Genomic DNA, 15,853 nt, shown 5'->3' on the forward strand with positions numbered 1-15,853 from the left:
GCCCACGCAGCAAAGGGTGTTCAATCCACCCTCGCTGCGTCGGCTTGCCACATTGCCATACGGAACGCTAGCAGCGTCGTGCCAGTACCGTGCGATGAAGACAGATGCCCGAGCCGGCAGCTTGGGCGACGGCGAAGCACACGGCCCATCACGGCAATCGATGGATTTGCACCTCCGGGACGACCGTCTTTGCAAGTTCGCAGAGATGCCAGTGGTGAGTCAGATAGATCACCTGGCCGATTTTCGACATCTCGCCGAGAAGTCGAAAGACCTCGGTCGAGCGGGGGTTGTCGAAACTTTCCATGATGTCGTCGGCAACAAAGGGCACGGCAGGCCGAACGGCAGCAAACTCCTCGTAACCTGCCAGGCGCAGCGCCAGATAGAGCTGGAACTGCGTGCCGGTGGACATCGTCTCGGCCAGTTTCGATCCGCCGTCCTGTGCAACGCCGATCAGGATCTCCCTGTCCTTGTCGAACTGCGTGGCGAGGCCCGAATAGTTTCCACCTGTAATCAGGCGGAAGGCCTCGGACGCCCGGTTCATCATCGAGCTGCGATGTTTTTCCCGATAGGTATGCAATGCCCGTTCGGCCGCGAGAATCCCGGCCTTCAGAGCCAGATAGCGGGCAGCGCTGTCCTCGATTTCGAGCAGGATCGTCCGGCGTTTCGCCTCTATTCTCGCCACAGTGTCATCACCACCGACCGCGTCGAGCTTGTCCCGGGCGCGGCTCGTCTCGGCATAGAGATCACGTGCCCGGTCCGTCAGATCCTCGATGCGGGCTGCAAGCTCGGCGGCTTCATGCTCCACGCCGTGGATGTCGGTGTCCGACAGGCGCATTTCAGCCTCCGCAAAGCTGGATGCTCTGAGGCTCTGGGCTATCTGCTCCCTTAGCCCGCTTATACGGTCTTCCATCCTTTCGCGTTCCTTGGCCTGATCCAGAAAACCAGAAACAGCGGCGAGTGTATCGGTACCGAAATAGGCGGTAAGTTCGGTCTTGCGCGCCGTGTGCACGGCAAGGTCCGTGGCAAGCTCCGCCCGTTGTGCCCTCAGATTTGAAAGCTCGATCTGCTTGTCGTCGATGATCTGCCTGTTTCGCAGCGCGGCTCGATGACGATCGAGCAATCGGCCGGCAGCGGACACCGGATCATCTGCGGAGCCGCCATCATCGACCTGGCTGAGCAAGGCGGCGACCTCGATACGGAACTGCGCTTGATCTCGTTCCATGGCGCCGACCCGCTGCGCCATGTCGAGACGTTCTTTCAAGATTCCAGGCAGTTTCGCCAATACCTGCAGAATGCCCCGGACAGCCGCGACAGAACCGGCCTTGTCGGACAGCCATGTATTGGCAAGTGCGTCACGCCAGCCAGCCTGCCAGGCCTCTGAGGCCGCCTGCGCTTGCCTCCAGTCACGCTCGCGTTGCGTCAGATCGCGCGACAGGTCCGCCATTGATTTCTCATGACGCGCCCTCGCTTCGGCTTCGGCCCTGTGTCGCGCCAGAACGTCGTGGGTCGCCTGCACCACCACATCCAGTGATGCGCCACGGAGACTTGTTTCAGCAGTCTGTTTCGTCAGAGCCTTGGCCAATCCGGTCAGGAGCTCGGCCTGATAGCGATCGAGTTCCGTACGGATATCGGCAATCGCCGCGTCGGCCCGCTGCAGATCGTCGCGCGCAGCCAAGGCGTCAAACCGGCGCGCCATCCAGCTCTCCAGCGTCGCCAGCCGCTCCAGCGCATCGTCTTGCGTGATAAACACATCCGGCAGAAAACCGGCGATCGTCTTAGCGAGCGCGCCATAGTCCGCCTGCGCCTCATCGAGCAATTGCGCCTGTCTCTCAATGGCAGCAGTGTTCTCCGCCGATCGCTGTTGCAACTGACGAAGAGCGGCCAGGTCGTGGGCATGCGCCAGCCGGCTAGCTGACACAATGTCATCCTGGCGCAAAAGCGCCTCAAATGACTGCGCGGTCTCCTTGTCGAGCACGCCGACATGCAGCTGCCAGGCATTGTCGCGTGCCGCGCGCAGGGCGTTTGCCTCACTGTCGTCGATCGTACCGGCGGCCATCAGCGATGCGAGGCCCGCCTGTATCGCTACCTGATCTGTTACGAGATCGCGGTGGCGATTGCGGTGCTCCGCAATACAGCGGTCGATCGCCGTCGCCTGGGATCGCCAGATCTCGATCTGCCGCAGGTCCACAGAACCTGTCGCAGCCAGGGCGTCCAGGTCGCCGGACCAAGGCGCGAGCAGCGCCAGCCGGCCGTCGAGGTTGCGCTGTTGCTGCAACCGCGCGCGCTCTTCGACAGGAAGCCGGGAGACAAGGTTCGAGCCGGTCAGCCGGGCCAGTACACTCTCAAGTCTGGCAACTGCGTCACCGTCCATGGCACCAGCGTTGTCCGCTGTACCGACCGTCTCTGCGCGCAAGCTGTCGAGTACATCGCGGGTACGCTCCAGTTCGCGTTCCGCCGCCGCCAGCTCCGCATCGACTCCGGAGCGCCTTTCAATCAGGTCACCAATGATCGCCGCGCTGCTGGCGGGCAGTAACAGGGCGTGCGGATCATCGTCATTCGGCCGCTCGAGATCGGCGAGCAGCCGCGCAAGCATGCCTTCCTGCTCTGCCAGGGCCAGCCGACGTTTGGGCAGATCCACCTCTGCGGCGCGAAACCGCCCGCTTCCGTCGGCCAGCAATTCGGTGTGCGCTGCGATCGAAAGGCCCTTCTCATCGACGACGATGCCGGCGATCTCGGCCTCGATCTGATCAATGCCACGGTCTTTTTCCTGCAACAGAGCCTGCAGACGGGTTTCGTCCCGAGAAAGCTGCGGCAGCAATGCGAACCATTCGGCAGGCGGGCGTGGCAGATCCGCCTGCACTACCGGGTCTGCGAGAAGTCTTGCCAGCTCCGAGGCAAGCGGTAGCGCGGTCAGGATACGCGTCAGCTCTGTGTGCCTGATCCTTGCTTCCGCAAGCGCGCCCGCCGCACCGTCATAAGCCGCCTTTGCCTGCTGGTAACTCGCCGTCAGCACCGCATGGGCTGCGGCAAAGGTATCGGTTGCATTGCGCTCGGACTTCAACGCCTCCAGTGACCGTTTCAGCTCGGCCAACTTGGTGCTGGACGATCGCTTCTTGTGGAATGCGATGGCCTCATCCGTGGCGGAAGACAGAACCTTGCTCAGGCCAGCAAGCCCGGAACTGGCAGAAAACAACAGCTCGCCCAGTTCGCCCTTGCTCTGCATGATGGCGTTGCCGCCATCCTTCAGCGATTGATCATCGAGCGAAAACATCGTCCGATAGGCGTCCCGGCTGATGCCGCCCAGCGCACTCGATACAAGCACCTCATTGATTGGCGCGCCGCGCAAATCGACGAGACTGCCGGTGCGCTGTTTCAAGCGCACCAGTTCGTGGGTTACCCCATCGATATCCAGTTCGGCACCGATGCGCATCGCACCATACGGATGCAGGAAGTTATAAGGTGTTTGCGGATGCATGCCGAACAGCAGATCGAGAAATGCGGTCAGCGTCGTGGACTTGCCCGCCTCGTTCAGGCCGTAGACAATGTGAAAATCCGGTCGTCCGGCTGCAGCCTTGCCGAAATCGATCACGCAGTCGGTGAATTTACCGTAGCGCGTGAGATCAAGACGGTTGAGGCGCATCAGTTGTCGCCCCGCTCGGCAGCGTTCATGCGTGCGGAAATGTCTTCGGCGCCCCTGACAAGCAGGGCGTCGATAAAGCGATCAAAGCTGGCCTGGTCGTCGCCGGAAAAGTGCCGGCTTTCCGGCGGCAGGTCAGCCAAAAGATCGCGGGCCATGTCGCTTATCTCGTCGCGAAAATCGGAGCGACCAAGAATATCGTCGCGCATCAACTGCCTGAGTTCGCTGACCGGATCGGCGATTGAGCCGCGTACCCCTGCCGGCGGCTGTACTTCCACTTCCAGTTTTTCGATCCATGTGTTGCCGACCCGCTCGCCGCGCTGTTCCGCCTCCGCCTGCATCAGGTCGATATCGCGTCGGATCTTCCAGGCGAGCGTTGTTTCCCCCGTCAGCCGCAATCGTGCGACCAGGTGCGGCGAAGCGGTGTGCTCGCGTTGAGAAAGAAGTGCCGTTTCAATTGCCGCTGCCGCATCGCGCCATTCGTCCACACCACCGAGGTGAACGCTCACCCGCTCGAACTGCGCGACGCTGGTCAGGCGCTCATCGACTGAAATCGAACGGTCGTCGGCGATGGTGACAAGTGAGACGGTCTTTGCGCCCGTTTCGTTGATATCGCGGCCCTGCGGCATGCCCGGCATGATAACCGTGCGCGCGCCCTGATGATGGCTACGTTGATGGATATGGCCAAGCGCCCAGTAGTCGAAGCCGGCGGCATGCAGGTCGGCGACCTTGCAGGGCGCATAGACATCGTGCCCAGGTGCGCCGGCGAGGCTGGTATGCATGATGCCGATGTTCACGGCGCCCGGAACCGGTGACTTGTACCGTGGCAAAAGCCCGTCCGGCGCCTGAGGCTTGGAAAAACTCATCCCGTGGATTGCAACGGAAAGCTCCCCGCCGGATGCCTCCATCACCTCGGCGCGCGCACCAAATATCCTGACGGTCGGCGGCAGCACCAGTTCCTGGGTGATTCTGGAAAGTGCATCATGGTTGCCGCGAATGACATAGACGGCGATGCCAGCCTGGTGCAGACGCTCCAACTGGCTGGCGAGAAACCGCGCCGTCTTCATCGAAGTCTGATCGCCATCGTAGAGATCACCGGCGATCACCAGGGCATCGACCTGTTCTTCAAGGCAAAGATCGACAACGGAGACCAGCGCTTGACGCGTGGCGCCCCCGATGAGATCCGCCAACTCGCTGTTGCGCAGCGCCAGCGAACGCAGCGGCGAGTCGAGATGGATGTCGGCGGTATGTACAAAGCGAAATGGCATGAAGCGACCCGAAACAGATTCACCCCACTATATAGGGTAAATCCGCGGCCTCCTGCTAGCGCTGTACTCGTTCACACAGCTCCATCTTACCCGCCTCTGGCGATGGCAGCCGACACCGACTGCCATCGCCGGCATCATTTCGGGCGACGGCTTCAAGGCAGCGATTTACTTCGGCTGAGATTTCGACGAGAACCGCAATGTCGGTTGCCTTCGACCTGTATCAACGCCGCCGCATCCGAAGCTGGATGCGGAACGGGCCGGTGGTTTCAGGTACGCCGGCTTCATTTTTATTGACTCGCATAGACCTGGGCAGGCCGCATGATCGAACATACCACGCTGATCGTCGCAATAGCCCTCGTATGTGCATTTTTTGTCGGTCTTTCCAAAGGTGGCCTGCCCTCTGTCGGGACCCTCGCCGTTCCGCTGCTCGCACTTGTCATATCGCCGGTAACGGCGGCCGCGCTGCTGCTACCGATCTATATCGCGAGCGACATGGTCGGGCTTTATCTCTATCGCCGCAGCTTTTCCGCGCGAAACCTTGCCATACTGGTGCCGGCATCCCTGTTGGGCGTGGCGATCGGCTGGACCTTCAGCGCCTATCTGTCGAGCATGTTCATCGGCATGATCGTCGGCCTCGTTGGCGTCATGTTCTGCCTCAATGCATGGTTCGGCGCGCGCTACAGGACAGTGGCGAAAGATGCCAATATTCCGGCAGGCATCTTCTGGGGCACATTGACCGGGTTGACCAGTTTCGTTTCACACTCGGGCGGCCCGCCCTACCAGATGTATGTCCTGCCGCAGCGTCTGGAAAAGATGAAATTTGCCGGTACCTCGACGATCCTCTTTGCCATCATCAATGCCGCCAAGGTCATTCCCTACTGGGAACTGCAGCAGTTTTCCAACTTTGACGGCAGTCTGGTTCTTTGGCTTTTGCCTGCAGCGATCGTCGGCACTGTTGTCGGGAAAAGACTGACGCAGATCCTTCCCGAGACGCTGTTCTTTCGCATTGTCGAGATATCCCTGCTGCTTCTGTCGCTGAAGCTCATCGCCGACTATGTCTTGAGCATCTGATCAGCGGTCAATGACGCCGAATGCTTGGTTGGTTGTCGATGGCACTACAAGGTAGCACGCTCCCAGCCTCCTGCACTTCAAATGGCAAAGTGGAGCAAGAGATCTCCCGCTAACTCTGGGCCAATGTGCACCAGTGCATCGGGGCAAGGCCATCAACAATGCGCAGACTGGCAAACGGTCCTTTGCAGCGGCCGCATTCGCGTCACCCCGACGCGCGCGCCGATCCGCATAAAAAAGCCCGCTGAAGGAAGTGGCGGTTTTGCCAGCAGTCTGAATGCAAAAAATTCCCTCCCCTCCTCGTGAAACTAGGCCCTCAGTTTTCGGCCACAGTCCTGCAGTGTTTCAAAGGCCTTAAACCTGCGGGAATGCACGGCTTGTATTTCGCCCTGAGCGGGTTCGTGGGCAGAGGAGATGGCGCAGAGCGCTTCCATCGCGGTGCGGACATCCGGATATGCCAAAGCTGCGACGGCTCCAAGTATGGCGGAACCCAGCAATACAGGCTCGGCAGCAGTGGGCGCCAGCACCGGTCTTCCGCAGGCGTCGGCAAGAAGTTGGCGCACGAGTGGGCTTGTCCCCGCGCCACCACTGATCACCACCCGCTTGATGGCGGCGCCTTCTTTTGCCTGCGCCTCGATGATCTGGCGCAAGCCGTAGCCGATGCCTGCAATGCCGGCGATATAGAGGGCAACGAGACTGTCACGATCCCGGTCCATTCCCAATCCGGCGATAAGGGCGCGGGCATGCGGATCGGCGAACGGAGCGCGGTTGCCGAGGAATTCCGGCACCACATGCAATCCGTCGGCCATCCATATTGCATCCGAGATCTGATCCACCTTGGTGCGGGCTTCCTCGGCGATCAACACCGGAAGCGGTACGCCCAGTTTGTCTGCGGCGGCTCGAGCCTCGCCGGCTGCCGGATGGAACGACAACAGCTGATCGATGGCCGCACCCGCCGCACTCTGCCCCCCTTCATTGAGCCACATGCCGGGCACCATGGCCGAGTAGTAAGGTCCCCAGACGCCCGGCACGAAGACCGGATCGGCCGTGGATGTCATGGTGCAGGACGAGGTGCCGAAGACATAGGCGAGGTTCTCCTCGGGCCTGCCGCCGATGCCGACGGTGCCGATGCCTCCAGCATGGGCATCGATCATACCTGCGGCCACCGCCGTGCCGGCGTTCAAGCCCATCGCCGTTGCTGCCTCCGCAGTCAGGCCCTGGCCCAGCCGCGTACCCGGTTCCACGATCGATGTACCAATACGGGCAAAGCCCTCGTCGGCGAGATCCTTCAGTCCGATCTGTTCGAAATAACTCGGATCCCATCGCTGTTCATGCGCCAGATAGGTCCATTTGCAGGTCACCGTGCAGGTCGAACGCGACAGGTCTCCGGTCGATTTCCAGGTGAGAAAGTCGGCCAGATCGAAGAATTGCCAGGCGCCCGCGAATGTCTCAGGCCGGTTCTCCTTCAGCCACAGAAGTTTGGGCGTTTCCATCTCCGGCGAGATCCGCCCGCCGACATAGCGAAGAACGTCGTGCCCCAGGGCATTGATGCGCTCGGCCTGGGCGACGGCCCGGTGATCCATCCAGACGATGATGTCGCGGGCGGGATCCTCCGAGGGGCCGACCGCAAGAGGCACGCCACCGTCTCCCAGGACCACCAGCGAGCAGGTCGCGTCGAAGCCGATGCCGATCACCGAAGACGGCTCGACCCCGGCCAAGGCTACGGCCTCCCGGACACTCGCGCAGACGGCCTGCCAGATCTCCGTGCTCGACTGCTCAACCACGGCACCGGCTTCCCGATAGAGCCGGATATCGCGCTTGGCCGCGGAGAGCATGGTTCCCTTCAGATCGAAGAGACCAGCCCGAGTGCTGCCGGTTCCGACATCGACACCGATGACGTAACGCGGCGCGGCATCGACTGGCGAGTTCTGTGATGGTGTCATGGTCTCATGCTCTGCTGTCGGGGATATGCGGGCGGAAATTCACAATGTTTATTCACAACGACAATTCGTCAGAGATCGACGCTGTTCGGCAGGATGACGAGATCGCGGATGGTGACATTGCGCGGCCGCGACAACATGAAGAGCACGGCCTCAGCCACTTCCTTTGGCTGCATCAGGCTGCCGTTGGCCAGCGCCTCGTCCATCTTCTCCTTCGGCCAGTCGTCGAGCAGCGCGGTAACGACGGGCCCGGGTAGGACGGCGCCAACACGAACCCCGTGCTGGGCGACCTGCCGACGGGTGGAATGCACGAAGGCCTGTACGGCGAATTTCGAGGCCGTGTAGATCGGCTCCCAGACGACCGGCACGACACCGGCGATCGAACTGGTGAACAGGATGTCGCCGGATTTCTGCGCGATCATGTGCGGCAGAACCGCGTGCACCGAGCGAAATGCGGCATTGATGTTGAGGTTGAGCATCCGGTCCCAGGCATCCGGATCGCCTTCAGCTACCGGACCGCCGATATAGGCGCCGGCATTGGCGTGGAAAATGTCGAGCCGACCGGCGAGTTCAAGGATGCGCGGCAGCATGCCGGACACATCCGGGCCGTCCAGCAAGTCAACGACCAACGGCTTGGCACGGTTGCCGAGGTCCTTGCAAAGGCCCTCGAGCTTGTCTGCGGCGCGGTCGATCAGGACCACGGTGGCGCCTTCCGCAAGCAGGGTGCGGGCGCATTCGAGCCCGATGCCTGAGGCGGCACCGGTGATCGCGGCGACTTTGCCTTTCATGAGATCCGTCATGATATTCTCCAGTCTTGTTTATCAGGCGCGGCCGTGGCTGACACGCGAGCGTCTTGCCAGCGAGTCGACGATAACGGCGATGGCGAGCACGGCGCCGGTGATCATGTATCGCAGCGAAGAGCTCAGGTTGAGAAGTGTCAGGCCATTGGAAATCGCCTGGATCACAATAATGCCGAGCAGGGCGGAATAGGCGCTGCCCCGGCCGCCGAACAGGCTGGTTCCGCCGATGACGGCTGCGGCGATGGCATTCAGGTTGACGTCACCGGTGCCGGCCTGCTGGCTCGACGAGGCCAGCCGCGATGCCGACAGGGTGCCGCCAAGGGCTGCCAAGGTAGAGCAAAGCATGAAGGCGCTCATATAGATACGGCGGACATTGATGCCGGAGCGGCGGGCGGCTTCCCGGTTGCCGCCGACGGCAAACATCGAGCGGCCCCACTGCGTTTTCGTCAGGGCATAGTTCAAGACGATGACCAGGAAGACGAAGAGGCCGAACATCCACGGCACGCCGCGCCCGGTGTTGAGATAGAAGACGACGGATTGAAGCGCGAGGGTCAGGGCGCCGGCCTTGACCAGCAGGCTGCTCAGCGGCTGCGTCGACAGGTTGACCGACATGCGGCGCTGCCTGGCCATCAGTCCGGCGACGATCATGACGCCGCCTGGCACCAGGGCGAGGATATGCGACAACCAGTCCGGCATGACGAGGATCTGGCCGAAACGGACGAGCGGCGAAGCATAGGGCAGGTTGATGCTGCCGGTAGGCCCGAGGATATAGAGCTGCATCCCGAGAAGGGCGAGCAGTCCCGCCAGGGTCGCGACGAAGCTCGGCATGCCGAGACGGTTGTAGAGCACCGCGTAAAGCGCGCCGACCGCAGCCCCGGTTACCAGGGCAGCCGCGATGGCCAGCGGCAGCGAAACGCCGGAATTGACCCAGAGCACGCCGATGATTGCGGACGCCAGCCCGCTCATCGAGCCGACGGAAAGATCGATCTCGCCGAGGATGAGAACGCAAACGATGCCGAGCGAGATGATGCCCACGGTCGCGCAATCGAACAGCAGGTTCACCAGGTTGTTCGGCGCGAGGAAGATCGGGTTCAGGATGCTGAACACGGTAGAGATGACGATGAGGCCGATGGCAACCGGCAACATGCCGAGATCACCCGACCGCACGCGGGTGATAAAGGCACGGATTGCGCCGCTCAAACCTTCTGAATGGCTGACGCGCTCGTCGCTGCGATCGAGGGCTGCCGGAGCCGGATTGTTCTGCTTGGATATCTGCTGGGTCATGCGAGGCTCCCGCCGGTCTCGATCTGTTCGCCCGCCTTGCGGCCGATGCGGCGCGAGACGGAGTTTTCGGTGGCGCCCGTAATGGAGGCCACGAGTTCGTGGTTCGAGGCGTCAGGGCTGAAGACGCCGTTGTTGCGTCCGAGACGCAGGACGACGATGCGGTCGGCAACAGCGCGCACGTCCTCCATGTTGTGGCTGATGATGATGACGCCGAGGCCGCGCTCGCGCACGCGCTCGATCAGGTTGAGCACTTCGGCCGTCTGGGCGACGCCGAGCGCGGCCGTCGGTTCGTCGAGCATGATGATCTTCGGGTCGAGTAGCAGCGACCGGGCGATCGCCACCGTCTGCCGCTGTCCGCCGGAGAGCGAGGCGATCGGCTCGCGGACGGAGGGAATGCGGGCGGCCAGTTCGCGCAGCAGCGTCCAGGCACGGACTTCCATGCCGACTTCGTCGAGGTTCCACGGCGACAGCTCGTGACCGAGAAACAGATTGGCAACGACATCGAGATTTTCGCACAATGCGAGATCCTGGAACACCGTCGCGATGCCCAGTTCGAGCGCCTTGCTCGGACTGTCGAGCGACACTTCCCTGCCGCAGAATTCGATCCGGCCCGAACTCGGCTGGTGCACGCCGGCCAGCACCTTGATCAGCGTCGACTTGCCCGCGCCATTGTCGCCGACAAGGGCCACCACCTCACCGGCCTTGATCTCCAGGTCGATATCGGTGAGCGCGGACACCGCGCCGAAATTCTTCGATACATTGCTCAGCTTCAGGATGGTCGTTCCCTTTGCGGGCAGACCTTTGTCGATTGGCACCATGACGAGACGCTCTTCTTTGGAATGGGGTTCGCCCGGCCGGGGCAAGCCCCGACCGAGTTCCTTGGGAGGTTGATTACTGGGTGATGCCGAGCTTCTTGCAACCTTCGGCATATTCGCCGGTGCAGATTTCTTCCGGCTTCTGGATGCCCTTGTCGAAGATCTCCGCCTTGATGTTCTCCGCCGTCACGACAGCCGGCACGAACAGTTCGGACGGCGTCTCGTACAACGTCGTCTTGGCTTCCGGCGTCTCGCCCTTGAGGAGCTTGACGGCGATGTTGGCAGCCGCTGCGGCGACAATTTCCGAAGGCTTGGAAATCGTGTTGTACTGGTCACCCGAAATCACCAGCTGCAGGGCGGCGATCGTCGCGTCATTGCCGGTGACCGGCGGAACCGGATTGACGCCTGCCGCCTTGAAGGCTGCGATCGCGCCGCCGCCGGTGCCGTCATTGGCGGCAACCACGCCCTTGATATCGGCGCCGAAGCGGGTGATCTGGCCGGCGGCCCATTCCTGCGCCTTCGGTGGCGCCCATTCCGGCGTGTCGAATTCGGCGAGTGTCTTGTAGCCCGAGTCCTTCAGGCCGCGATGGATGCCGTCGCGGATGAGGCCGGCCGCGGCGTCGGTCGGAGAGCCATTGATCTGCAGGACGCCGGATCCTTCCGCGACACCGCTTGCCTTCATGTGATCGACGAGCGACTTGGCGATCGCATGACCGATACCTTCATTGTCGAAGGAAACGTAAAAGTCGGCAGCCTTGTCCGGAATCGGCCTGTCATAGGCGATGACCTTGACGTCCTGCGACTGGGCAATCTCGACGAGGGCGGCTGCCGCAGCGGAGTCAACCGGGTCGAGAACGATAACCTTCGCGCCTTGTGCGATCACCGAGTTGAACTGCTGCTGCTGAAGCGCAACGTCGGCATTGGCATTCTGGTAGATCACGGTGCATGTCGGGCAGAGCTTTTCCATCTCGGCCTTGAAGCCCGGATAATCGTGCTCTTCGTAACGGGTCGATGCCTGGTCCGGCATCAGGAATGCAACAGTCGCGGCATCCTGCGCATAGGCGGTTCCGGCAAGCATGGCTGCAAGGCCTGCGGTTGCCAGCAGCGTGGAACGAATTTTCATGTCTCTTCTCCTCCTTATGTGGTGAATCCGTGTCGAGAGACTGCTCCGGATCCCGTTCGCATCGCCGCCATCGTGAGCGCTGCCTGAAACGCGCGGCTTTCCAGCCGTCGCGGGACAATCCGGCGCCGTCGCTTCGATGGTTTTCTTTTGAACGCCTCCCGGTCGACCCTCCACAGTCAACCAATGTCATCGATTGCGCATGCTTGCTCAATCGATGAAGCAAGAATTGCCACTTTCCCGCTTTGGTGTCAAGGTGGCGTCAGCAGGAGAATTCAGTGAATCAGCAAAAGCCAACGAAGAAGACGACAATCTACGATCTCGCAGAACTCGCGGGCACGTCCGCCAGTGCGGTGAGCGCGGTGTTGAACGGCAACTGGAAAAAGCGCCGGATCAGCGCACAGCTGGCCGACAAGATCAGCCGCATCGCCGACGAGCAGGGTTACGCCGTCAACATGCAGGCCAGCCTTTTGCGGCGCGACAAGTCGAAGATTGTCGGCATGATCGTTCCGAAATACGACAATCGCTATTTCGGCTCGATCGTCGAGACGTTCGAAATCATGGCCCGTGAACGCGGCCTGTTTCCGATCATCACCTGCACGCTCCGCGACCCAGCGCTCGAGGTCGAGGCGGCCCGAACCATGCTGTCCTATCAGGTCGACTGGCTGATCTCAACGGGCGCGACAGATCCCGACCGCATCACCGATCTGTGCAGCGCCGCTGGCGCAAAAAGCCTCAATCTCGACCTGCCTGGCGCAAAGGCGCCGTCGATCATTTCGGACAATTTCGCTGGCGCACGGGAACTCACCCGCCGGACGCTGCTCAACTGCCAGAACAAGCTTGGAACGCTGTCACCGCTGCTGTTTGTCGGGGGCCGCGCCTCCGATCACAATACTGCAGAGCGTATCCGTGGCTTCAGGCAGGCCCACAGCGACCTGGGAATACCGGTGGATGAGAACCATGTTCTTGCCTGCGGCTACGCGCCGGAAAAGGCGGCCAGCGCGCTCCAGGCTTTGACAGAAAAGGAAGACGCCCTGCCCCGAGGCATGTTTGTCAATTCAACCATTTCCTTGGAAGGCGTCATGCGCTGGATCAAGACCTCGCATCACTTCGAAGGAAAGCCGCCAATCATAGGCTGCTTCGACTGGGATCCGTTTGTCGCATTGCTCGGAGACAATATCGAGATGGTCCGCCAGGACGTGAAAGGCATGCTGCAAGCGGCGTTCAGTATCATCGATACGGGGCACGCATCGTCTTCACGGGTGGAACTGCCTCCGATTTTCGAAGGCCACTCACTGTAGTCACCGCTACGGCCGGCCGAAAAACACTAGAATGTAGGGGGCACCGGGGCTCCTTGGCGGGATACTGTCCCGCACACTGCCCTGTGGGCGCCCTCAGACCGGCTGGCGATATCTTCCGCTGAAGTTGAAAAGGAACCCGCCACCCAATAGGGCTTGATGGCGAACACTTGGAACGAGCGAATTGGTCATATCTTAGCCAGCCGTAAGTTGGCGGCAGCTCCTGAACGGTCCTGGCATCTTGTCGCCGTACACCTGAGTTGCTCCACGATCGCATGGGAACAAGGATGGTGAATTCCGCGCCGCAAACTGATGACGCCAGTCGTGAAAATCATGCTTTTCGCCTCTGATGAGAATGGTAAAAGTCAAAGGAAATTGACTTTTAACAAGATAGAATCAGAAAAGCGATCAACATGCGGAGCGCCGTCGCCAGCAATCAGAGCATGGAATTTTTCCGCGCCAAACAAGCCGAGATCGTCATCGCCCCCGTGTTCGGAAAGTCCGAGGTCACGATGGCGCGGTTGTCATGCACGAGACCCGGCCATGGCGTCATCGATCCTCCCCTGCACGAAGACGCATTCTTCCTCGCCTTCAATCTCCGCGACTATGAAGGGGACCTGTGGGTTGATGGAAAAAAGGCCAACACCAAACTATCAAAACGCGGCAACTTCACAATCTATGACTACCGCAGGACATGGCTTGCCAATATGAAGTCACCGTTCGACGGCCTCGGATTTCATATTCCTCGAGCAGCCTTAAAGGCCTTTGAAGAGGACTTGGGCGGCAAACATATAGACACGCTGCACGCTGCACCCGGTCGAGACATCGAGGACGATATCGTTCGAGGGTTGATAAAAGCCTGTCTCCCCGCTCTTGAGCATCAAGATGGCGCAACACGCCTTTTCCAGGATCACCTGGCCGCAATCCTGACATTCCACCTTTGTGCGACCTATGGAAATGCGGACCTGCCGAAACCAAGCCAAGGAACTCTCGCTCCCTGGCAAAGAAAACGCGCGCTGGAGATGCTTGAGGCCGATCTAACGGCCGATCTGCCACTTTCAGCTGTCGCCGCAGCGTGCGGGCTGTCCCAAGGCCATTTTACGAGAGCATTCAAGCAATCGACGGGCCACCCACCCTATCGGTGGGTGATCTTGAAACGCGTCGAGAAGGCCAAAGAAATTCTGCGGTTCACCGAGTTGAGAATTGCTGAGGTAGCCATTTTATGCGGCTTTTGCGATCAGGCTCATCTAACCCGCGTTTTCTCGGCAAAGCTCGGCGTGACACCCGCTCAATGGCGGCGAGCCTGGCGCTGACGGGATCGTCAGTGCGGTGCGTGAAACACCGACAAGCATGAAATATCCAAAACGCGTCCTGCAGGTCCAAGAAACCTCTCCCGTCCATGGCGATAACGGTCCGGCACCATAGCTTTCCAAACGCAAAGCTTAGACCGTAGGACGCGAACATGACCGAGACCCTCCCCCTCTTAACACGCCGCCATGCCCTGATCTGCGGCACGGCGGCCGCTGCGTTCGCGGCGCTTCCGACCCCTTTCAGCTTCGCAGCCAACGCTGCTTCGCCCAACTCAATCGAAGGAAACAAGACAATGGCATATGTAACAACCAAGGACGGCGTCGACATCTTCTACAAGGACTGGGGTCCGAAGGACGCGCAGCCGATCGTTTTCCATCACGGCTGGCCGCTGTCGTCGGACGACTGGGACGCGCAGATGCTGTTCTTCCTCGCCAAGGGCTATCGTGTCGTCGCCCATGACCGTCGCGGTCACGGTCGGTCGGCCCAGGTTTCGGAAGGCCACGACATGGACCACTATGCCGCCGACGCCTTTGCCGTGGCGGAGGCGCTTGATCTGAAAAACGCCGTTCACATCGGCCACTCCACCGGTGGCGGCGAAGTAGCCCGTTACGTCGCCAAGCATGGTCAGCCCTCCGGCCGCGTTGCCAAGGCCGTGCTCGTCTCAGCGGTCCCGCCGCTGATGCTGCAGACCGAGAACAACCCGCAAGGCCTGCCGATCGCCGTTTTCGACGGTTTCCGTTCAGCACTTGCCGCCAATCGCGCACAATTTTTCCGCGACGTTCCCGCGGGACCTTTCTACGGCTTCAACCGTGATGGCGCGACGGTCCACGAAGGTGTGATCCAGAACTGGTGGCGGCAGGGCATGATGGGCGGCGCAAAAGCCCATTACGACGGCATCAAGGCCTTTTCCGAAACGGACCAGGCGGAAGACCTGAAGGCGATCACCGTTCCGACGCTCGTGCTGCATGGCGAGGACGACCAGATCGTTCCGATCGCAGACTCGGCGCTGAAATCCGTCAAGCTTTTGAAGAATGGCACGCTGAAGACCTATCCCGGCTTTTCGCACGGCATGCTGACCGTCAATGCCGACGTGCTCAACGCCGATCTGCTGGCCTTCGTCAAAAGCTGAACTCAAACTGGCGGGACCGCGGCAGTCGCGCGCCGCGGTCAGGACCTCGAACCAGGATCCTGACGGGAACAGTGCCCCGCGAAGCAGCCTGTGTTTTGCAGGTGAGATGGCCATGCGCAATGGCATCAATTTTTTGGAGTTCATTTTCTCATGTGACATAATGGAAAGGGCGGCCAAAGCCGC

General features: G+C 61.0%; 11 protein-coding genes. 4 read left to right on the top strand and 7 right to left on the bottom strand.

Going from position 1 to position 15,853, the window contains the following annotated elements:
- Positions 1–148: 148 nt before the first annotated feature.
- Together IM739_RS19670 and IM739_RS19675 are read right to left on the bottom strand one after the other, a co-directional pair.
- On the bottom strand, positions 149–3,640 hold the full coding sequence (locus IM739_RS19670; protein ID WP_237371499.1) for an ATP-binding protein: 3,492 nt from the start codon (positions 3,638–3,640) through the stop codon (positions 149–151).
- Complete coding sequence (locus IM739_RS19675; protein ID WP_237371500.1) at positions 3,640–4,905, bottom strand: metallophosphoesterase family protein; 1,266 nt, start codon at positions 4,903–4,905, stop codon at positions 3,640–3,642. Before IM739_RS19675 ends, IM739_RS19670 begins: the two co-directional genes overlap by 1 nt.
- 318 nt (positions 4,906–5,223) lie before the next feature.
- On the opposite strand from IM739_RS19675, the gene IM739_RS19680 reads away from it, so the two are divergent.
- Positions 5,224–5,976 carry a sulfite exporter TauE/SafE family protein gene (locus tag IM739_RS19680; RefSeq protein WP_237371501.1) on the top strand — a complete coding sequence of 251 codons (753 nt, stop codon included), beginning with the start codon at positions 5,224–5,226 and terminating at the stop codon, positions 5,974–5,976.
- Between the two features lie 305 nt (positions 5,977–6,281).
- On the opposite strand, the gene IM739_RS19685 is transcribed toward IM739_RS19680, so the two are convergent.
- The 5 genes from IM739_RS19685 to IM739_RS19705 form a co-directional block, all read right to left on the bottom strand.
- Positions 6,282–7,916 (bottom strand): FGGY-family carbohydrate kinase, encoded by a 1,635-nt coding sequence (locus IM739_RS19685; RefSeq protein WP_237371502.1) that lies wholly within the window; start codon positions 7,914–7,916, stop codon positions 6,282–6,284.
- A 68-nt stretch (positions 7,917–7,984) separates the two neighbouring features.
- Positions 7,985–8,713: an SDR family oxidoreductase gene (locus IM739_RS19690; RefSeq protein ID WP_237371503.1), complete on the bottom strand. Its 729-nt coding sequence runs from the start codon at positions 8,711–8,713 to the stop codon at positions 7,985–7,987.
- A gap of 21 nt (positions 8,714–8,734) precedes the next feature.
- Positions 8,735–9,997, bottom strand: coding sequence for a sugar ABC transporter permease (locus tag IM739_RS19695; protein WP_237371504.1), 1,263 nt, complete (start codon positions 9,995–9,997; stop codon positions 8,735–8,737).
- Positions 9,994–10,815: an ATP-binding cassette domain-containing protein gene (locus IM739_RS19700; protein WP_237371505.1), complete on the bottom strand. Its 822-nt coding sequence runs from the start codon at positions 10,813–10,815 to the stop codon at positions 9,994–9,996. The genes IM739_RS19695 and IM739_RS19700 overlap by 4 nt, the downstream gene beginning before the upstream one ends.
- Before the next feature lie 73 nt (positions 10,816–10,888).
- Positions 10,889–11,935, bottom strand: coding sequence for an ABC transporter substrate-binding protein (locus tag IM739_RS19705; RefSeq protein WP_237371506.1), 1,047 nt, complete (start codon positions 11,933–11,935; stop codon positions 10,889–10,891).
- Between the two features lie 275 nt (positions 11,936–12,210).
- Here IM739_RS19705 and IM739_RS19710 point away from each other — a divergent pair, with 275 nt between their 5' ends.
- From IM739_RS19710 to IM739_RS19720, 3 genes are all read left to right on the top strand, one after another.
- The gene (locus tag IM739_RS19710) at positions 12,211–13,233 is read left to right on the top strand and encodes a LacI family DNA-binding transcriptional regulator (RefSeq protein WP_237371507.1); all 1,023 of its coding nucleotides are present in this window, start codon (positions 12,211–12,213) and stop codon (positions 13,231–13,233) included.
- Positions 13,234–13,643: 410 nt separating this feature from the next.
- Entirely contained in the window at positions 13,644–14,543 is a 900-nt protein-coding gene (locus IM739_RS19715) for a helix-turn-helix domain-containing protein (protein ID WP_237371508.1), read from the top strand.
- A 290-nt stretch (positions 14,544–14,833) separates the two neighbouring features.
- A complete protein-coding gene (locus IM739_RS19720; protein ID WP_336886418.1) occupies positions 14,834–15,670 on the top strand; it encodes an alpha/beta fold hydrolase in 837 nt (278 codons plus the stop codon).
- Positions 15,671–15,853 lie beyond the last annotated feature (183 nt).

Origin of the sequence: Rhizobium sp. SL42 (assembly GCF_021729845.1) — a bacterium.
Classification (GTDB): Bacteria; Pseudomonadota; Alphaproteobacteria; order Rhizobiales; family Rhizobiaceae; genus Allorhizobium.